The 19,588-nt window shown below is 50.9% G+C and carries 17 protein-coding genes and 2 pseudogenes; 8 read left to right on the plus strand and 11 right to left on the minus strand.

Annotation, left to right across the window (positions count from 1 at the left end; genetic code table 11):
* Both O71_RS06755 and O71_RS06760 read right to left on the minus strand, forming a co-directional pair.
* Positions 1-262, minus strand: a pseudogene (locus tag O71_RS06755) (hypothetical protein); the annotation flags it as partial.
* Between the two features lie 29 nt (positions 263-291).
* The gene (locus O71_RS06760) at positions 292-1,308 is read right to left on the minus strand and encodes a bifunctional oligoribonuclease/PAP phosphatase NrnA (protein ID WP_007654666.1); all 1,017 of its coding nucleotides are present in this window, start codon (positions 1,306-1,308) and stop codon (positions 292-294) included.
* A 260-nt stretch (positions 1,309-1,568) separates the two neighbouring features.
* Between O71_RS06760 and O71_RS06765 the strand changes: the two genes are divergently transcribed.
* Both O71_RS06765 and O71_RS06770 read left to right on the plus strand, forming a co-directional pair.
* Complete coding sequence (locus tag O71_RS06765; RefSeq protein ID WP_007654671.1) at positions 1,569-1,988, plus strand: nucleoside-diphosphate kinase; 420 nt, start codon at positions 1,569-1,571, stop codon at positions 1,986-1,988.
* A 97-nt stretch (positions 1,989-2,085) separates the two neighbouring features.
* Positions 2,086-3,240 carry a toxin-antitoxin system YwqK family antitoxin gene (locus O71_RS06770; protein WP_040573874.1) on the plus strand — a complete coding sequence of 385 codons (1,155 nt, stop codon included), beginning with the start codon at positions 2,086-2,088 and terminating at the stop codon, positions 3,238-3,240.
* 48 nt (positions 3,241-3,288) lie between these two features.
* Here the strand turns inward: O71_RS06770 and O71_RS06775 are convergent, their stop codons facing one another.
* Complete coding sequence (locus O71_RS06775; protein ID WP_007654673.1) at positions 3,289-3,603, minus strand: LysM peptidoglycan-binding domain-containing protein; 315 nt, start codon at positions 3,601-3,603, stop codon at positions 3,289-3,291.
* A 206-nt stretch (positions 3,604-3,809) separates the two neighbouring features.
* Between O71_RS06775 and O71_RS06780 the strand changes: the two genes are divergently transcribed.
* Positions 3,810-4,241: a lipocalin family protein gene (locus O71_RS06780; protein WP_007654681.1), complete on the plus strand. Its 432-nt coding sequence runs from the start codon at positions 3,810-3,812 to the stop codon at positions 4,239-4,241.
* A 122-nt stretch (positions 4,242-4,363) separates the two neighbouring features.
* Here the strand turns inward: O71_RS06780 and O71_RS06785 are convergent, their stop codons facing one another.
* The 3 genes and pseudogenes from O71_RS06785 to dxs all read right to left on the minus strand — a co-directional run bounded on the left by O71_RS06785 (position 4,364) and on the right by dxs (position 8,637).
* Positions 4,364-5,539 carry a nitrate/nitrite transporter gene (locus tag O71_RS06785; RefSeq protein WP_007654685.1) on the minus strand — a complete coding sequence of 392 codons (1,176 nt, stop codon included), beginning with the start codon at positions 5,537-5,539 and terminating at the stop codon, positions 4,364-4,366.
* Positions 5,532-6,311: an alpha/beta fold hydrolase gene (locus O71_RS06790; protein WP_007654686.1), complete on the minus strand. Its 780-nt coding sequence runs from the start codon at positions 6,309-6,311 to the stop codon at positions 5,532-5,534. Before O71_RS06790 ends, O71_RS06785 begins: the two co-directional genes overlap by 8 nt.
* Before the next feature lie 404 nt (positions 6,312-6,715).
* A pseudogene (gene dxs / locus O71_RS06795) lies at positions 6,716-8,637 on the minus strand (1-deoxy-D-xylulose-5-phosphate synthase).
* Positions 8,638-9,024: 387 nt separating this feature from the next.
* Between dxs and O71_RS06800 the strand changes: the two are divergent.
* From O71_RS06800 to O71_RS06810, 3 genes are all read left to right on the plus strand, one after another.
* Positions 9,025-9,795, plus strand: a complete 771-nt coding sequence (locus tag O71_RS06800) for a ScpA family protein (protein ID WP_237717743.1) — start codon at positions 9,025-9,027, stop codon at positions 9,793-9,795.
* A 117-nt stretch (positions 9,796-9,912) separates the two neighbouring features.
* Complete coding sequence (locus O71_RS06805) at positions 9,913-10,995, plus strand: lysylphosphatidylglycerol synthase transmembrane domain-containing protein (RefSeq protein WP_007654689.1); 1,083 nt, start codon at positions 9,913-9,915, stop codon at positions 10,993-10,995.
* Positions 10,996-11,063: 68 nt separating this feature from the next.
* Positions 11,064-12,206: an FAD-dependent monooxygenase gene (locus O71_RS06810; protein WP_007654691.1), complete on the plus strand. Its 1,143-nt coding sequence runs from the start codon at positions 11,064-11,066 to the stop codon at positions 12,204-12,206.
* Here the strand turns inward: O71_RS06810 and O71_RS06815 are convergent.
* The 3 genes from O71_RS06815 to O71_RS06825 form a co-directional block, all read right to left on the minus strand.
* Positions 12,163-12,483 (minus strand): GIY-YIG nuclease family protein, encoded by a 321-nt coding sequence (locus O71_RS06815; RefSeq protein ID WP_007654693.1) that lies wholly within the window; start codon positions 12,481-12,483, stop codon positions 12,163-12,165. The two genes, O71_RS06810 and O71_RS06815, sit on opposite strands and share 44 nt — an antisense overlap.
* Complete coding sequence (locus tag O71_RS06820) at positions 12,484-13,380, minus strand: restriction endonuclease (RefSeq protein WP_007654696.1); 897 nt, start codon at positions 13,378-13,380, stop codon at positions 12,484-12,486.
* A gap of 152 nt (positions 13,381-13,532) precedes the next feature.
* Positions 13,533-14,522, minus strand: coding sequence for an aspartate-semialdehyde dehydrogenase (locus tag O71_RS06825; protein ID WP_007654698.1), 990 nt, complete (start codon positions 14,520-14,522; stop codon positions 13,533-13,535).
* 328 nt (positions 14,523-14,850) lie between these two features.
* Here O71_RS06825 and O71_RS06830 point away from each other — a divergent pair, with 328 nt between their 5' ends.
* Together O71_RS06830 and O71_RS23745 are read left to right on the plus strand one after the other, a co-directional pair.
* On the plus strand, positions 14,851-17,364 hold the full coding sequence (locus O71_RS06830; protein ID WP_007654700.1) for a lamin tail domain-containing protein: 2,514 nt from the start codon (positions 14,851-14,853) through the stop codon (positions 17,362-17,364).
* Positions 17,346-17,513 carry a hypothetical protein gene (locus O71_RS23745; protein WP_007654702.1) on the plus strand — a complete coding sequence of 56 codons (168 nt, stop codon included), beginning with the start codon at positions 17,346-17,348 and terminating at the stop codon, positions 17,511-17,513. The genes O71_RS06830 and O71_RS23745 overlap by 19 nt, the downstream gene beginning before the upstream one ends.
* A 505-nt stretch (positions 17,514-18,018) precedes the next feature.
* On the opposite strand, the gene O71_RS06840 is transcribed toward O71_RS23745, so the two are convergent.
* On the minus strand, positions 18,019-19,152 hold the full coding sequence (locus tag O71_RS06840) for a TolC family protein (protein WP_081490449.1): 1,134 nt from the start codon (positions 19,150-19,152) through the stop codon (positions 18,019-18,021).
* Positions 19,098-19,454 (minus strand): hypothetical protein, encoded by a 357-nt coding sequence (locus O71_RS23150; RefSeq protein WP_155800650.1) that lies wholly within the window; start codon positions 19,452-19,454, stop codon positions 19,098-19,100. Before O71_RS23150 ends, O71_RS06840 begins: the two co-directional genes overlap by 55 nt.
* Positions 19,455-19,588: the final 134 nt, after the last annotated feature.

Below are 19,588 nucleotides of genomic sequence, written 5' to 3' on the forward strand. Positions count from 1 at the left end.
GGCGTGAATCGAACAATACAGAGTCGTCAGCCGTGCGGTACGACATGTGCATCGTGATTACCTGACCAAGACGCGCTCCCGTCGTGTCGTTCGCGTCGATCTCCCCACGGTTCACATACTCACCGTCTTTTTGCTCATATATCTTATAAGCCAGGCCGTCAGCCGTAGTATGAAATTCGTCGTTTTTGTTTTTGTCGCCGCAAGACTGCAGCAACATAGCACCGGCTAGTACCGGCAATAAGAACTTTGATTTAAATAGCATGGGTTATAGGTTGGATAAAGTGTTTGTTACTAAACAGAAGCCTGCAGCTGCTCTTTATAGGCTGGCAGCAAACTTTCAAACTTGGCCACAGTATTTTCGAGGCTGTCGATTGACATGCCGCCGGCTGCGTTTTTATGACCGCCGCCGTTAAAGTGGGCGCGGGCAAACTCGTTGACAGAAAAACTGCCTACCGATCGGAAAGAGATCTTCACAGCCTGCGAGCGATCGATGATGACGGCTGCAAAAACGATGCCTTCTATAGAAAGCGCAAAGTTAACCAGGCCTTCCGTGTCGCCGGTCTTGGAGTCGTACGCTTTCAGCTCATCGGCCGTAATGGCAATGTAAGCTGTCCTGTACTCAGGAAGCACGACCAGCTTGTCCTTGAGGGCGTAGCCCAGGAAGCGCAGGCGCAACTCCGAAGAGCTGTCGTAGATGAGGCGGTGAATGTTAGAGGTGTTCACCCCTATGTGTAGCAGGTCGGCTATGATCAGGTGCACGTTTTTGGAAGTGCTCGGGTGGCGGAAAGAACCTGTGTCGGTCATGATGCCGGCATAGAGGCACTCGCCTATACCTGTGTCGATTTTGTCGCCGTCGCCCAGGGCCTTAATGAGGTCGTATACCAGTTCGGCTGTAGCGGCGGCCTGTGGGTTGGAGAAATCCAGGTCAGCGAAATCCTCTGGTTGCAGGTGGTGGTCTACCAGCACCTTGGTGCCTTTCGCCTGACGGATGTACTCGCCCATTTCGTTGATGCGCGACAGGTTAGAAAAGTCAAGGCAGAAGATAACCTGCGACTCTTCGATGATGCGGCGCACGAGGGCGTCGTTTTTCTCAGAGTAAACGAGCACATCATCATTGCCCTCCATCCAATTCAGGAAGTTAGGATAGTCGGAAGGAGTGATCACGGTAACCCGGTGCCCCAGCTTTTTGAGGTAGCCGGCCAGACCCAGTGACGAACCCAACGCATCGGCGTCCGGTTTGTGGTGTGTGGTGATCATCACCTCTTTAGGTTCTCTCAGAAGCTCTTTGAGAGCATTAATGTCGTGCATAAAGCTTGTTATAAATCCGCTGATTAATAGGGATATAAGGCGCAAATTTCTGTAAAAATAACTTCTAAAGCAATAAAATAGCTTTTTAAGACACCGTAGGCGGACCAGTGAGCGGGAGCAAGGCATTGCCTGCAGGTATAGCCGGGCGCGCATTAACATAAATATTTGCAGAAAGTATAGCCAAAGTGCTGCTATAATTAAGCTAAATGCGCTAATTTTGCACCTTCAAAACGAAACATACACACATTAACTGAATAGACATGGCTGGAAACATCACATTTACCATGATTAAGCCGGATGCGGTTGCGGACAACAACATCGGTGGCATTACTAAAATGATCGAGGAAGGTGGCTTCCGCATCGTGGCGATGAAGAAGACAAGACTGACTGAGGAGCGTGCCGGTAAGTTTTACGAAGTACACAAGGAGCGTCCTTTCTATGGTGACCTGGTGAAGTACATGTCATCTGGCCCGATCGTAGCCATGATCCTGGAGAAAGACAATGCAGTAGAGGATTTCCGCAAGCTGATCGGCGCTACTAACCCGGCTCAGGCTGAGGAAGGCACGATCCGTAAGGTATACGCCAAGTCTATCGAGGCGAACGCTGTACACGGCTCTGACTCTGATGAGAACGCACAGATCGAAGGCGACTTCTTCTTCTCTGCTGACGAGCGTTTCTAAGCAAATAAAGACTACTTATTGATTTCTCAAAAGCCCGCAGGACTATATGATCTCGCGGGCTTTTTTGATTATGTTTGCCGCCTGAATTTATTCTTTTATGAAACACGCTATACTTTCTGTTTTCTTTACGCTATGGTTGGGTACGGCCTTCGCGCAGCAAGAAAAGATGATATTCTATAACACGAACTGGCTGATTACCAAGCAGGAACATGCGGCATTTGCCCGCTCAGTTATAATGCCGGATACAGTAGCCAAATTCAGCACGTTGCGAGGGTTTAGTTTCGATGGCGATGTGATTGACTACTACTCGAACGGCAAGGTGCTGGCAAATGGCTTTTATGATAAGGGGGTGAAGAGAGGACACTGGCAGTTCTTTCATTTTGATGGGAAACCAGAGAGCAGTGGCGCCTACGAAAACGACCATCGTGTGGGAGAGTGGAAGTTCTGGTGGCCCAACGGCCAGTTAATGAACGTGCTGCTCTATGACAGCCTGGGCATAAAAGTAATGCACAGCTGGAGCGAAGACGGGAAACAGCAGGTGGTAAACGGCAACGGCAGGGTTAGCATCAAGCTGGAAGAGGACGAAAATAGCAAGGCCATGTTAGAGGGGAGTTACCGCAACGGTCTGAAAGATGGGCTTTGGCGCAGAACCAATAAGAAAGGGCAGTCAGAGATAGAGCAGTTATTCTCTAATGGTGAGCTGGTAAAAGACCAGAAATTCAAGCCAAGTTTAGCTTATCTTAATCCGGGCATTGATAGATTTGAAGTAGGGAATGAGCCTTACTATTTGGAAAAAGTAGAGAGGTGGATGGTTGACCCGCAAATATATGCAGGGAATTATCCTGTAGTAGCTAGTGTGATGGGATGGGAAGTGGAAGCTGTGAAAGTTAAATCGAAGCCGGACTACTATAAGGTATATGCTCAACTGGAGGGCAAACCCTTTATATATGAAGAGCATCCAACAACAGCACCTGAGTTTCCAGGTGGAGATAAGGCTTACCAGAGTTACATGAACAAATACATCATTAACCCTTTGAAACTATCAGGGGTTAAATTTGAGAAGGTAGTTTATGTAGACTTTGATATCACGGATGAAGGAAAGGTAGGAAATGTGATTCTCCCAAAAGGTATACAGGAAGAAATAGTAAAAGACATTATCACAAAAGGATTTACTGCAATGCCTATATGGAAACCTGCGACCCGTAACCTTGAACCCATTTACACGCGGTATAGATATCCGCTTAATCTATAAAACAAAAACAGCCGGMWYCKGCWGTTTTTGTTTTATAGCAAGTGCTGCTTAAGTTCTCGGAATTTTAAAACGCTGCCCCGGACGGATCAGGTCTGGGTTTCCACCGATAGTGTCCTTGTTCGCTTCGTAAATTCTGTTCCAGGCGTTGGCATCGCCGTAGAGCTTCTTGGCGATCTTGGAGAGTGAGTCGCCGCTCTGCACGGTATACACATCCTGGTTGGCACTTGGGTCTGTTACCTGCTGCTCGTCTTTGTTTGTGAAAAACTTATGGTCCTCGGACTGACCGGGCACTTTGTTAACCTGATCGGAGCTCTTCTTGGCAGGTTCTTGTTCTCCTTTTTTGAAAAAATCACGCAATCCCATATTTCAGTTATTTTAATGTCAGTACTCGTTTTAAGCAGAACCGTGAATACACAGCTGCTTAAATAGATACGCCAATAGGGGGGCATGGTTGTGGTGCCTGCGTGATTGGTTTCATTAAGGCGGCTTGCATTAACTTTCATATATTTTAGCCGTAATCAATGCACGTCTCCTGCATGAGCAGGCGCAGGTATGTACAACCATAAACTATGAATAAGATGAATGCGACATTGAACAGAGTAAAAACCTCCTGGACCTTTGTGATGGCCTTCATGCTGATGGCCTTCATGGCTAGCTGCGGAGGCAATAGCGATGATGCGGGTAACGCCAACATGATCTCAGGTGGCAGCAGCAAGACCTGGAAAGCTGACAAAGAACTCACCGCCTCCGGCGACAAAGACAAACTGACCAGAGAAGAGAAGCAGGAAACAATGCAGTTTTACTCGGATGGGCGCTTTGCCATGGGTGGCGGTGGCTCACTTGAAACCGGCACCTGGACCTACGACCAGGCAGGCAGACGATTGTCGTTGACTTTTGAAGGATCTGACGTGTCGCAGAACTTCACAGTAGAGAAACTGACAGACAAAGAAATGCACCTGGTAGGTGGTGATGGCTCTAAAATGGAGCTGAAAGCCGACTAAGAAATAAGAGTATATTTTTGAGCAGGAAAGCCGGTCCGATTTGGGCCGGCTTTTTTGTTAGGTAGGCAAATACAATGCATAAGCTGCCAAACCAGGTATAGCCAGACAAGTTACGCTGTGCTTCATACCAGGCGTCGCAGCGCCAGCAAGCCTAGTGCCGGCCCGACAGCCAACAGCGCCAGGGTATGGTGCAACTGCAACTGCGTGAACAAAAAGCCTGTGAGCTGAATGCTGATCACCGTTATGGCGAAACCAATGGCAACTACAATGGTAAGTGCTGTGCCAACCAGCTGTGGAGGGGCGGTTTGTGCAGTAAGGGCCGAGAACTGCGGCGAATCCCCCGCCACAACGATGCCCCAGAAGAGCAGGAAAGGTATGAGCAGTTGCGGTGTATCCAGTTGCAGCACCGCCAGCGAAAGCAAGCAGCACAGGCCGGAGAGCAGCAGTTGCACGAAAGCCACCCGAGCGCTTCCCCATACCTGCGAGAGATAGCCACCCCCAATACAGCCTACTGCTCCGGCCGCAATCACGGCAAAGCTGTAAGCCGATACCTCACCGGGACTGAGTTGTGGAATTGCCAGTGCCAGGATCAGCGGCGTGAATGCCCACAAGGTATAGAGCTCCCACATGTGACCAAAGTAGCCAAAAGCCGCTGACCGGAAAGCCCGGTCACGGAAAGCCTGCAGCATGTTGCTGAGCTTGAAGGTCGCGCCTTTCTTCAGATATGGTCCGTCAGGCACAAACAGGTATAGGAGGAAGCCTCCTGTAGCTGCCATGGCGCTTACCGCTAGCATCACTTGCTGCCAGGGTAGTTCAGCACCCAGTGCCCGGATCAGGTGCGGGAATGCTGTCCCCAGTACTAAAGCCCCCACTAAGTAGCCAATCGCCTTGCCCAGACCCGTGTTGTACCAGCTGGCTGCTATTTTCATCCCCACCGGATAGATACCTGCCAATAAAAATCCGGTGAGCGCCCGAAGCAACAGCACGGCATAAAGGTCTTTCGCAGCAAATACCACCAAGGCATTGGCTGCAGCTCCCAGCAAAGCACACAGCATGAAGAGCAGGCGAGGCGACACCCGATCGGCCAGCGATAGAAAAGCGAAGACCAGCGTGCCCGCTATAAAACCCAGCTGCACCGCCGAAGTCAGCAGCGCTAAGGCACCGTCCTGCAACTGCAACGAAGCCTTGAGCTCCGGCAGCACCGCATTGCCGGCAAACCAAAGTGAGGTACCCGCAAACTGCGAAAGCACAATAGTAGGAAGGACGCGGGCTGGAGGCGCTTTTAAAACCTCACCCATAAATCGTTTCAGCGAATTTCTCCAGAGCTTTACGGGTTTCGTAGGTGCGCTCGAACATGCCCATGTGGCCGGTTTTGCCGAGGAAGTAGACCATGCTGTTGTCGGGCAGGTGGCATTGCTCCAGGGCTTTATCGAGTGGCACGGCACCGTCGTCCTTCCCGAAGATGAATAGCACAGGGAACTTGGCAGCGGCCAGCACATCGGTTCTTTGTTTGCGGTCGCGCATGGCGGCAAGGCCTTGGGTTACACTCTCCTGGGGTGTTGCAGTGCCGATCTCTTTCATCAGCGCAATCTCCTTTTTGAGCCGGTCACGGTTCTCACTGTAGAAAAGCGGCTCTATGAAAGACTGCATGAACTTTTCCACGCCGTGCTTCTCCACAAATTCAATGGTCTTATTGCGGTTTTCCTTTTTCTCGTCGGTGTCGGGGAGGGCGGAGGAGTGGAAGAGGCAGAGGCCGCTGAGCAGGTTGCCGTACTTCTCCGCAAAGGCCATACTCACATAGCCGCCCATAGAGTGACCCACCAAGATGCACTTTTTCACACCAAGTTGCTCGAGCTGCTCCTTCACATAGTCGGCCATACTTTCCATGCTGTAGTCTGCTCTACCTTGGGTATTGTTACCAAACCCGGGCAGGTCCAGCGCCACTGTTCTGAACTTTTGTTGCAATGGATTTGCAAAATCATCCCAAACAGCCGTGCTCTCGCAGAAGCCATGCAGGAAAACGATGGGATCGCCGGAGCCGTGGTCGGTATAGGTAGCATGCTTTGTCATAGTATGTGGGGTTTATCTGTAGGGACGGGTCGCGACCTGTCCGAATCATGCACGAGTAGTTTTCAGGTGGTATAAAAGTATAGATTGGCAGGTATATCGCAAAGGATAATTTCTTGTTTCATCGCCATTGGTTTTACGGCGGGCTGGTTACAACCCAATGCCGTCAATTTAAGCCGTGTTTGTCATTTCGACTGGGAGTAGGGGCCTTCTATCAGTGAGAAATCTGAAGCATTGCAGTAATGCTTAAATAATCCAGATCTCTACATTCTGTCGAGATGACAGTTTTTTTAAGTTAGCGGCAATGGGCCGCGACCTGTCCCTGCAATGGAATTAAAACAAAAATCCCGCAGCTCTCGAAGAACTGCGGGGTTTGTCTTATAACCTTATATCAAATGTAATTCGTCTTATACCGACACTTTCGCTGTTACACCGATCAACTCTCTCACGGTGTTCTCGATAGCTGTCGGGTCGAAGCCAGCGTCGCGGTGCAGTTCCAGCTGAGAGCCGTGCTCGAAGATCTGGTCAGGTATACCGAGGCGCTTCACTTGAGAAGTATAGCCGTTGTCAACCATGAACTCCAATACGGCGCTTCCGAAGCCACCCTGCAGACAGCCGTCTTCCACCGTAATCACTTTACTATACTTGCTGAAGATGTGATGCAGCAGCTCCTCGTCCAATGGCTTGCAGTAGCGCATATCGTAGTGGCCCGGGTTGATGCCTTCGTAGCTCAGTTTCTGGCAAACGTCCACGGCATAGTTACCAATGTGGCCGAATGTCAGGATTGCTACTTCTTCGCCTTCCTGCACCGTGCGGCCTTTGCCGATCTGCTGCAGTTCCAGCGGAGTGCGCCACTCTGGCATCACGCCTTCGCCACGTGGGTAGCGAATGGTAAACGGACCAGCTCCTTCTTGTGAAGCTGTATACATCATGTTGCGCAGCTCCTGCTCGTTCATGGGGGCGGCTACCACCATGTTTGGGATGCAGCGCATGTAGGCAATGTCATAAGCACCGTGGTGCGTTGGACCATCGGCACCAGCAAAGCCGGCACGGTCGAGGCAGAACACCACGTGCAGGTTCTGGAGGCACACATCGTGCACCACCTGGTCGTAACCGCGCTGCATAAACGTGCTGTAGATGTTGCAGAACGGTATCATGCCCTGCGTGGCCAGGCCAGCAGAAAAAGTCACCGCATGCTGCTCGGCTATCCCTACGTCAAAGGCACGGTCCGGCATTGCCTTCATCATGATGTTGAGCGAGCAGCCAGATGGCATCGCAGGCGTCACGCCCATGATCTTGTCATTCTGCTCAGCCAGTTCTACCATCGTATGGCCAAAAACGTCCTGGTACTTAGGAGGCTGCGGCGTGTCGTGGTGTTTCTTGTAAATCTCACCTGTTATCTTATCGAACAGACCCGGTGCATGCCATTTGGTCTGGTCTTTTTCGGCGAGGGCAAAGCCTTTGCCTTTGGTAGTGAGTACGTGCAGAATCTTCGGACCAGGTATACGCTTGAGGTCTTCCATCACCGACACGAGGTGGTTGATGTCGTGCCCGTCGATCGGGCCGAAGTAGCGGAAGTTCAGGCCTTCGAACAGGTTGCTCTGCTTTGAAAGTGTAGCCTTGATGCCGCTCTCTACCTTAGAGGCAATGTGCTGTGCATTTGGACCGAACTTGCTGATCTTGCCTAGTACATTCCAGAGCTCATCGCGCAACTTGTTATAAGTGCGGGAGGTGGTAATGTCGGTTAAGTATTCTTTCAGAGCACCCACATTCGGTCGATGCTCATGCAGTTGTCGTTGAGAACTACTAGCAGGTTGGCATTGGTAGCGCCGCCGTGGTTCAAGGCTTCAAAAGCCATACCGCCCGTCATGGCACCATCACCGATCACAGCGATGTGGTGTCGGTCTTCTTCCTGCTTGTACTGTGAGGCAACGGCCATACCCAGCGCCGCCGAAATGGAGGTGCTCGAGTGACCTACGCCAAAGGTGTCGTATTCGCTTTCTTTACGCTTCGGGAAACCAGAGAGTCCGCCATACTTGCGGTTGGTATGGAAGTTGTCGCGACGGCCGGTCAGGATTTTGTGCCCGTATGCCTGATGCCCCACATCCCATACCAGTTGATCGTAAGGGGTCTGGAACACATAATGCAGTGCTGTGGTCAGCTCTACTACCCCAAGGCTGGCCCCAAAATGACCGCCGTGGATTGATACCACATCGATGATGTATTGTCTTAACTCCTGGCTTACCTGTAGCAGTTGCTCTGGCTTGAGTTTGCGCAGATCGGCAGGCGAGTCGATAGAGGCAAGCAGCTCTCCGGGTTTGATGATCATAGAAATGTCTTTAATATAGACTTCCAACAAATTTTTCCGGCAAAAGTTTGCAACGCGCAAAATACAATCAGCCAGACAAAACGTAAAGTTAGCAAAATTCAGAATACAAGCTGCTATTTCTCCTCCCTATCCTGTCAGGGCAGCCAACAGTGGTATATGCGATAAGTGTGGTAAGTGGTTGATAGCCAATAAGGATTTCGTGCGATGGAACTTAACAGCAATTGCGCCACTTGATAACGTTACACTTATACAGGTGTAAGCTTATTTTGTTTGGAAATCATGCAGGTACGGCCTCTATAACGTAGCCCTCGCGCTGCTATTTCATCCGAATAAATTAGTATTTTTGTCCATCTGCAGCGATCAGCGCATTAACCAAAGGCCAGAGAAGTGAGTTTCGAAATTAAATTACCGTTGTTTGAGGGGCCGTTCGACTTGTTGCTCTTCTTCATTGAGCGTGACGAGTTGGATATACACGATATTCCCATCTTCCAGATCACCAATGAGTTCATGGGCTACCTCCGGCAGCTGGAGAGCCTAAATATCGAGGTGGCCAGTGACTTTATCCTGACGGCTGCCACCCTGATGCGCATCAAGGCCAAAATGCTGCTGCCCCGCACAGAGAAGGATGAGGAAGGCAATGAGATAGACCCACGCCAGGAACTTGTGCAGCACTTGTTGGAATATAAGAAGTACAAAGCGGTGCTCGGCGACCTTGGCCAGATGGAAGACTTCCGGCTGGCACAGGAAAACCGCGGTAATGTGCACGAAGAATTGCAGCAGATCGCCAATGCCAATCACTTTGAGTACGAACTGCAGGACCTGAGCCTCTACAAACTCATGCGGGTGTTCGATAAGGTGATGCACCGCTTCGAAGAGGAGCAGAACCGTCCGAAGCACACCGTGCTTACCTATCCTTATACCATAGAGGAGCAGCGGGACTATATCACCCGTATCATTGAAGAGAAGAACCAGATAGCATTTTCTGAGATCATTTCGGCCTTCCCGGACAAGATCGGCATGATCTTCAACTTCCTGGCGATCCTGGATATGCTGCAGCTCAACCTGATCGGTATAGAGGTAGGGGATGGCTTCAATGACTTTATCATTACCAAAGCTGAGGGACAGGCAGCTCAGGTGACGCAGCTTATCCTTGAGTAGCATTTCCCGGAAATCCTGAAAAAGCCGAACTGTTTCCCCCGAGTTGCCGAATAGTTAAGTAGTTTTGCACGTCAGCCGCTAAGAGCAAGCGCAAAAAGCTGGGTTACGATAGCCTGCATGGACCAGAATAAAAAGACCATACTGAAGAACTTTAGTCCGATTAAGATCCTGATCCCGGTACTGCTGGGTTTGGGCGCTACGGCCTGGCTGTTCATCAAAGACGATAAGCTCAGTGATCTGAAAGGTATAGCCGAAGCCAATTGGTGGTGGCTGGCCGCTGCGCTGCTCGTGCTTGTGATCCGTGACCTGGGCTACATGTACCGCATCCGCAGCCTCACCGACAAGTTCCTGACCTGGCGCAACAGCCTCGATGTAATCATGCTCTGGGAGTTTGCCTCGGCCATTACGCCCTCAGTAGTGGGTGGTACTACCATTGCCACCATTGTGCTCAACAAAGAAGGTATACCGCTGGGCAAGTCGCTGGCTTACGTCATGCTCACGGCCGTGCTCGACAACATGTTCTTCATCATAGCGGCTCCTATTGCACTGCTGGCCACGCAGGGTGAGGTATTCCCTGACTTTGGCCTCTCGGCTACCGATGTCAACGCACTCAAAACCGCATTTTACATCAGCTATACCCTCATCGCTGTCTATACCTTCATTATGATCTATGCCTTGTTTGTACGTCCGCGTGCTTTCAAGTGGATTCTGCTGAAGCTGACCGGCTGGAAGCTGCTGCGCAAGTGGCGCATCAACGCCTTCCACCATGGCAACGAGATCGTATGGGCCTCGCAACAGCTGCGCGGCAAAGACTTTAACTATTGGGCCCGGGCCATCATCTCTACTATTTTTGTGTGGAGTGCCCGCTACTTCCTGCTCAACTGCCTGATCGCCGCCTTTACCGATGTGACCTTTGCCGAGCACATGCTCATCATCTCACGCAATCTGATCTTCTGGATCGTGATGCTGGTTGCCATTACGCCGGGTGGGGCAGGTATAGTTGAGATGGCTTTCCCGAGCTTCTTCGGCTTGTTCCTGGGCCGCTTCAGCAACATCGTGGTGGTGCTTTACCGCCTCATCACTTACTACCCATACCTGGTGCTGGGCTCTATCTTCCTGCCAAAGTGGGTGGCCAAGGTGTTTGGCCGCGCTTCTGTGGAAGAGGAAGAGGTAAGCTACCACGATGCCTCTGCCAAGTAAAACTTGCCGGATCAAACAAGTCACTTTTCTTGTTCTGTCAGTATAAGGTATAGAAACACATCTCATTTATGAAAGCCATAGTAGTAGGAGGCGGAATCGGAGGACTGTGTGCGGCACTTGCGCTGCAGCAGGCAGGTATAGACACCACCGTGTACGAGGCAGCTCCTAAGTTCAGAGGACTGGGTGCTGGCGTAGGACTTGCCGCCAATGCGATGCAGGGCCTGCAAAGGCTCGGTGTGATGGACGATGTGGTCGCAAGGGGCAAGCAGCTCGATGCACTGGTGATCTTCGACGAGCACGGCCAGGAGATCAGCAACATGGACACCCGCCGGCTGAGCAACAAGTATGGTATCAACAACTTTGTGATACACCGCGCTGACCTGCACGAAGTGCTGTTGAGCCACCTCGCACCAGATTCTTTGGTACTGGGCAAGCGCTGTGAAACTGTGGAGCAAAACGGTGACCAGGTGCAGGTCATGTTCGCCGATGGCACCCATGCCACGGCCGATCTGCTGATCGCTGCTGACGGAATCAGCTCGGTTGTACGGCAGCAACTTATACCTGACAGCATCCCGCGCTACGCCGGCTATACCTGCTGGCGTGCCGTGATCGACAATCCGGGGGTGGAGATCAACAAAATGATATCAGCAGAGACCTGGGCACCGGAAGGCAGGGTAGGTATAGCGCCTTTGCAGGGCGACAAGATTTACTGGTATGCCTGCATCAATGCTCCGCAGCGTGATGAAAAGATGCGCCGCATGACTCCCGAAAAACTTGCCCGCCACTTCGAAATGGTGCATTCGCCTGTAGAGGCTGTGCTGGCTTCCACTTCACAAGACCAACTCATTTGGAACGACATCGCTGACCTGAAGCCTCTGAAACATTTTGTATACGGCCGTATAGTCTTGCTCGGTGATGCAGCCCACGCCACTACGCCCAACATGGGGCAGGGCGCCTGTCAGGCTATAGAGGATGCTGTGGTACTGGCCCAATGTCTGAAGCAGGAACCTGTGCTGGCCAGTGCCCTTAAGCGCTACGAGAAACGCCGGAAGGCCCGCACAGCTAAAGTGATCGGTCTTTCCCGCACACTGGGAGAAGTGGCGCACTGGAGAAACCCCTTGTTAGGTAAGCTCCGCAACACGCTTTTCCGTGCCATGCCCCGGTTCATTACCCAGCGGCAAATGGAGGATTTGTATCGGGTGGATTTTTAGATTTTGCTTTTGGCCATTGGTTATAGCCAACAGCAGGATCATTTGACTTGTATAAAATGATCATCTCAACTTCCTTTTGGTTTACTTCTTGATCATTAGCGTATTCTGATTCCCAAATGATTTCTTTCCTAATCACAAAGTCACGTTGCTGCTCTCTTGTGAAATCTCTGGCAATAAGAGCACTGTTTGCGCTACCGAAGTAGTTTAAGGTGTTTGTTAAATCTTTGCCAATATAAATTTTGCCGTTTGGGTAGGTAATTTTATAAATGACCTTCATCTAATCTCTAAATTTATTAAAATAAGATAAGTCAACTTCGTATACTATCTTAGGCTTAAGCCCAAGTTCTACTTTCTCAAACATTTTGATAAGCTTTTGCCCGTCAACTAATTCAATTTGAGGTGCGCCGTCTCTGTTTGCTTCTTTAACAGCTTCGTTGGTAAATGTTCCAGTGGTCATGATGATTCCTTTCTCAGCTCTTCCAATCATCGCATTTCGGAAGTCACCGACTTGAGCTCTGGAGACAGATCCTTTATACCTTTTGCATTGAAATAATACTTTGAAGCTGACAAAGGGATTGATTTCAAGTACGCCTTGTCCGTCTATTCCTCCATCATGAGAGCCTCCTTTTACTTCGACATTTTCAAACCCATGTTCACGAAGCAATTCTTTGCAAACGCGCTCAAAGCCGGAAGGTGAAATATTCTGTAACACCTCCAATAGGTTTGCTTCAGCACTTATCTCAACCTCTTCGGGTGATTGCTCTTCTTGTTCAGAGATGACTTCTGTCTTATTCTTGTTTTTTCGCGCTTTTTGATTTATTTCTACCCACTTCAAAAAAAGCTGATGGGCTTGATCATAATTTAAGTATGTATTTTTGCCTTTTTCAGTAAGCTTCCAGGTCCCTCTTACAGATGAATCAAGCAATCCTTCCCATGTGAGGTACTGTCGAGCCCAGGCAACCTGATTGTGAAATCTGTTCGTGCCAGACTTCAACGTTTCATCTAAAAAGGAATCCTCTAGCTTAAGAGTTTCTGCTATTTTATTTGATACCTCTTGAGGCTTTCCCGAATAACCTAATTCCCGAAGCGCATCTAGTAAAGGACCGAACCAGCGGACAAACTCAGCTTGTCTCTTTTTATCTTTCTTTGCTTTATGTTTGGTGGCAATTTCCATTGCAGAAGCTATTGAAGTATTAACTAAAGTTAATATAAATATATTTAAGTGTAATTAATAAACTTGGAAGACCTCTTCAAATCTCATAACGCAAAAAAAGGAAGCCCCGATAAGAGCTTCCTTTTTTATCAAAACGATATTTATCGCTAAGCTTATACCAACCCCTGCTTCACCAGATACTCCGCAATCTGCACCGCATTGGTCGCGGCGCCTTTGCGCAGGTTATCGGCTACGATCCACATGTTCAAGGTGCGTGGCTGCGTTTCGTCCAGACGTACACGTCCAACCAGAACGTCATCCTTACCGTGTGCGTCTTTTGGCATTGGGTATTGCAGGTTCTTTACGTCGTCTACTACCTTCACGCCTTCTGTCTCGTTCAGAATGCGGTATACCTCGTCTAAGGTGAAATCCTTCTCGAACTCCACGTTCACCGACTCGGAGTGACCACCCATCACAGGTATACGCACTGCTGTAGCCGTTACCCGGATAGAGTCGTCGCCCATGATCTTCTTGGTTTCGAGGATCATTTTCATCTCTTCTTTGGTATAGCCGTTGTCCTGGAACACGTCGATGTGCGGCAGCACGTTCAGGTCGATGGTATAAGGGTAAGCTTTCTCGCCCTCTTTGCCCTCGCGCTCGTTCATGAGTTGCTCCACCGCCTTTACGCCTGTACCTGTCACGGACTGATAAGTGCTCACGACAATGCGCTTCGCCTGCAACTCTTCGTGCAGCTTGTTCAGGGCTACCACCATCTGGATGGTAGAGCAGTTCGGGTTGGCAATGATCTTGTCTTCTTTCGTCAATTCTTTGGCATTGATCTCGGGTACCACCAGTTTCTTGCTGGGGTCCATGCGCCAGGCCGATGAATTGTCGACTACCACGATCCCTGCCTCTGCAAACTTAGGGGCCCACTCGGTAGAGGTGCTGCCGCCTGCCGAGAAAATAGCAATTTGCGGGGCGGCCGCGATCGCGTCCTGCATCCCGATTACCTTTATCTGTTTACCCTTAAACTCCATCTGTTTACCAACAGATCTTTCAGAAGCAACCAACAATAATTCCGTTACCGGGAAGTCGCGCTCCGCCAGTACTTTCAAAATCTCGCCGCCCACTAGTCCAGTGGCGCCTACTACTGCTACTTTCATTGTTTAGGGTATATGGTTAATGTGTTATGTTCCACTAACTAACTTATCTGAGTCGCGTAAAAGTTCTAAATCTTTCAAAAGTGGCCGGTTTCCTGACCTCACTGCGTCTCCGAAGACCTGTGAGTGTCTAAATGTTTGCCTTTGCTTTTCCTTTTGCGGCTGCGAAGTTCGTAAGTTTTCACCACAATATCTGCGCATGAAACAAACTTTACGCCAAGCATTTGTAAATACAGAATCCGGCTTTCCTCTCTTGAATAAAGTGCTGGTAGCAGACCAGGTAACCGGGAGTTGCATCGATTGCCAGGCTGTTAACCAAGATTCTCTCAGCATGGCAAAATGGGTGATGCGGCTGGTTGCGGGTATAATTCACTGCATTTCTCATGCCACCAGGTCAGTAATTGCTCAAAAGGTACTAATTGCAGGCCTGTTGCTCCTGTTCCTGCCATACCTTGCCACAGCCCAACTTCAGGATGACTTCTCTGATGGCAACTTCACTCAGAATCCCACCTGGACTGGCGATGTGAACGGCTTTATCGTAAATCCCCAGAACCAATTGCAGAGTAGCGGGCCGGCAGTGACGGGCACTGTGCTATACCTGTCCACGCCCTCGCAGGCGGCGGTAGGTACTGTTTGGGAGTTTTGGGCCAACCTGCGCCTGGCGACTTCTGCCAGCAACTATGCCGACATCTTCCTGATCTCAGACAAAGAAGACCTTAAAGCTGCTGATGCAAACGGCTATTTCGTGCGCATTGGAGGTACGCCCGACGAAGTGAGCCTCTTCCGGAAAGACGCCGGTAAATCACCAGTCATCATCATCAATGGCGAGGATAAAACTGTGGCGACCTCTAATAATATCGTGCGGGTGCGGGTAACGCGAGGGCTGGACTATACCTGGCAGTTGGAAATAGATGTGACCGGAACAGGCCAAAGCTACAGAAGCCAAGGCTCCGTAACAGATGCTGCACACAGACGTTCCGCTTACTTCGGGGTGCTGGTCAGGTATAGCTCAGCCAACAGTCAGCGCTTTTACTTTGATGATTTTCGGATCACCGATACTAGGCCACCCGTGTTAGAAAACGCTCAGCCATTGAGCACACAGTCGCTGGAGTTGCGTTTTAATGAGCCGCTCAATCCTACAGCAGCCCAAAATACAGCAAACTATACCTTAAACGGTAGTGCTAAGCCAGCATCCGCTGAACTTACAGAAAACGGGACCGTGCTGCTCACATTTGCGCAGTCACTACGGAACGGAGCCAATACGATTGCGGTGGCAGGTATAGCTGACCTGTATGGCAATACTTTACAGGGACCGGTGGAGCTGACTTTCCAATATGCGCTGCCGCCTGTGCTGCCCGGGTATAACGAACTGCTGATCACCGAGATCATGGCCCGTGAAACGCCTGCCACCGGGCTGCCTGCCGTGGAGTATATCGAGCTGCACAACCCGACCGAGAAGGTGCTCATGCTGCAAGGTATACGCTACTCGGATGCCACTTCTACCACCACACTGCCCAACGTGCTCCTACAGCCCGGAGAGTATGCGGTGGTGGTGCCGAATGTGCAGGTGGCCAATTTTAGCCAGTTTGGCCGCGTGATCGGTATCAGCAATTTTCCGAGCCTGAACAACACCGGCGAGCTGCTGCAACTGCGCCAGCCCAGTGGTCGTCTAATCTATGCTGTGAACTACAACGATGCCTGGTACCGCGACAATGCCAAGCGCAACGGCGGCTGGAGTCTGGAGATGATCGATGTGACGAATCCCTGCGCCGGCGCCGATAACTGGATTGCCTCCAACGACGCTCGCGGCGGGACGCCTGCCCAACCCAACTCCGTGGCCGCCTCTATACCTGACAACACACCGCCTGTCTTGCTTGGCGTGACGGCACTGGCACCCGACCGGCTGCTGCTGCGTTTTAACGAGCGGCTGGACAGTGCACAGGTTGCTGCAGTGAGCCGCTATACCTTGAGTCCGGCAGGTATAGGTATAGCTGCCGTACAGGTTGCTTCGCCGCTGTTTGAAGAAGTGGTGCTGCAGCTGGCTAACCCGCTCCAGGAGCGGCAACTGTATACCTTGACCGCCACAGGTATACAAGACTGCGCCGGTAACCTCAGCTCACAATCGCTCACAGCTACCTTTGCCTTGCCCTCCACACCTGAGCCTGGCGATGTGGTGATCAACGAAGTGTTGTTCAACCCAAGGCCGGGTGGTGTAGACTTTGTAGAGCTTGTCAATCGCAGCGATAAATTCATCAACCTGCAAAACTGGCACTTGGCTAATGTCAGCAATGACAGCATTACCAATCGGCGCGTGATCACGACAGCCAACTATGTGCTGGAGCCGGGTGCTTACGTAGTGCTCACCACCAATCCAGAGGATATTAAAAATAACTATCCCGCTGCCCGCGAAGAGACTTTTTTAAGAATGGCCTCTCTGCCTTCATACCCCGATGCGGCTGGCGCTGTGGTTGTGCTGCAGCCTGAAAACCGCATTGCCGACCGCTTCGACTACAGCGAGCGCATGCACTTTAGCCTGATCGACGACCGCAACGGTATTTCGCTGGAGCGCATCCGACTGAATGGCCCGACCTCGGCAGACAACTTTCATTCAGCTGCCACCTCTCTAGGTGCTACGCCCGGCTACCTCAATTCGCAGTCACAGGCAGGTATAGCGGCACAGCGCATCTTCACGATTGAGCCGAAGGTCTTCTCCCCGGATGACGATGGGTATGAAGACTTCACCACCATCAACTACAGCACTGATCAAACCGGCTTTGTGGCCAACATCACCATCTTTGACGCACAGGCCGGGAGATACGCAAGTTGGTGCGGAACGAACTGCTAGCCTCCACAGGTTTCTTCCGCTGGGACGGCACCCGACAGGATGGCACTAAAGCCGCTATCGGCTACTACCTGTTCTATATCGAGCTCTTCGGGCTGGATGGGCAGAAGAGCGTGCACAAAGAACGGGTGGTGATAGGAGGGAGGCTGTGAGAGTTTGAGTTGTAGCGACGTTACACCGAAACTTCGTCCGCGATTAAGCGGTCTTTCGGACCTTTAAGTCCGAAAGCATTTCTGCAGGGAATATCCTTGTTCCTGTATTCCTGCAAAACTTACACACAGGCTGTGGACATCCCCAACAGTTTTTCGGGATATGGATGTCCCGAAGAGCTTTTTAGAAGTGAATTTATTGGATATGGCTGCCTCTATAGCGAAAGTCCTGAACTGCCTGGATCGTGCAGAGATAATTCTCTCCCCGGAGGGGCAGAGTGGGCTAATCGTGCAACCAACAATTAATAAGCAGCAATTTATTCTTCAACCATCAGCAATTCAACAATCACCATTAAGCTATTTGCAGGTATAGCCCCGCCGCCTTCCTTTTAATTCCAAAACAATCTTCTTAAACTAACTTTTTTAGAAGGTGACTAAATGTGTTAGCAACTTTGTTGATAACTCACACTTATCCACAGGTGCTTGCTATAATTTTTAGAATTGAGGTTTATTCCTGCTGCATATTACCAGCTGACCAGTAGAGTTGGGCTTTGATTTTAGCGTATTTGCTGCGCAGATCATAGAGCTTGATCTGTGACTCCAGTAGCTTCTGCTCACGCGAATTGATCAGGAAAAGAGAACTTTCGCCTGCTCTGAATTTCACGATTTCGCCTTCCTGTAAGATGCGGGCATTGATCACCATTTGCTCCTGCAGCGCAAGCTGCTCTTCCAATGCCAGCCACTCATTGTACACCATCTGCACCGCATTTTCGATTGCCCTTAAAGTAAATGACTGCTGAAAGCCTACTTCCTGCTGCTTTATTTTGGTGAGCTGCAGTTTGCCACGTTCTTGTCGCAAGAATAGTGGTTGGCTGAAGCTGATACCCACTTTGTAGTTGTTGCGCATGTAAGGCGCCTGAAAGGCTTCTCCGTTCATAAAAAAGTCGCTCTGCAGCAGATTATACTCTACATCCAGCTTCGGCTTGAGTTTATCAGCGGCGAAGCGGCGCTCTACTTCCAGCTGTTGTCCCTTCAGGTCGAGTTTGACGATATCAGGATGGTTGACCTTGGCCAGCGCTACTAATTCCTGCAGGTCTTCGGGACTAAGTGGATCCAGTTCGGTGCCTTCCGCCGAAGGAACGGCATTGGCGGCAAGCTCCAGCGGCTGATTGCCTTCGTCCCACAGGTGCATCTCCACCTGCAGCTTGCTGTTGTTGTACTGCTGCAGGGCGGCGCTCAATAATACCCGGCGGTTGAGGGCCTCGGTGCGTGCCTCTACCGTGTCGATAGCAGCAAGGTCACCTTGTCGGGCACGCTCGTTCACAGCCCGGGTGCGAACTTCGGCTAGCTCCAGGGCCTCCCGGTATACCTGTACCTCATTATAATAGTATAGCCAGTCCCAGTAGTCTTTGGCCACGTCGAGCAGCAGTTTGTTTACCAGCTTGAGGCGGTCGGCTTCGGCCATCTGGGGCAGCAACTGCGCCTGCCGCACGATGGAGCGGCGCTCGTCCATAAACAAGCCCTGGCCAAGCGGTATGGCTATACCTGCATAGCTCAGTCCGTTGGAGGGGGTATATTTTTCAGGATTCAGGTAGGGGCCACTGTTGCGCTCATAGCCTGCCAGCAATTGCGGCCAAACCACAACGGCACCCGCAGGCTGTTGTTCCAGTAGGTATAGTACTCCTTGTCCGAAAACTGCTTCTCGCCATATTTACTGCTCAGCACGGGGTCAAAGCCACCACGGGCCATGCGTATTTCCTGATCCGCCTGGCGGGCAAGCAGCGCTGCCTGAGCCGCCAGCGGGTGATGCGCCAGCACCTGCTCGTAGAGCGCATGCATGGTGAGTACCCGCACCGAGTCAGCCGACTGGGCTATACCCGGCCGGGCTATACCTGTCAGGCACAGCAGCAACAGCGAAAAGACTAAAAAGGGATATCTTCTCATGTACTTATTTCTCTTCTTTGGTCTGGGAGTTGGCGCCATCCACAGGCAGCGTACCCGTGTAGTCTGGCGGGAAGCCGTTGAGTTGGCGCCATAGTTCGTACCAGATCGGCACGGTGTTCAGCATAGCCCAGCCC

The sequence above is a fragment of the Pontibacter sp. BAB1700 genome, assembly GCF_000277005.1.
GTDB classification, from domain to species: Bacteria; Bacteroidota; Bacteroidia; order Cytophagales; family Hymenobacteraceae; genus Pontibacter; species Pontibacter lucknowensis.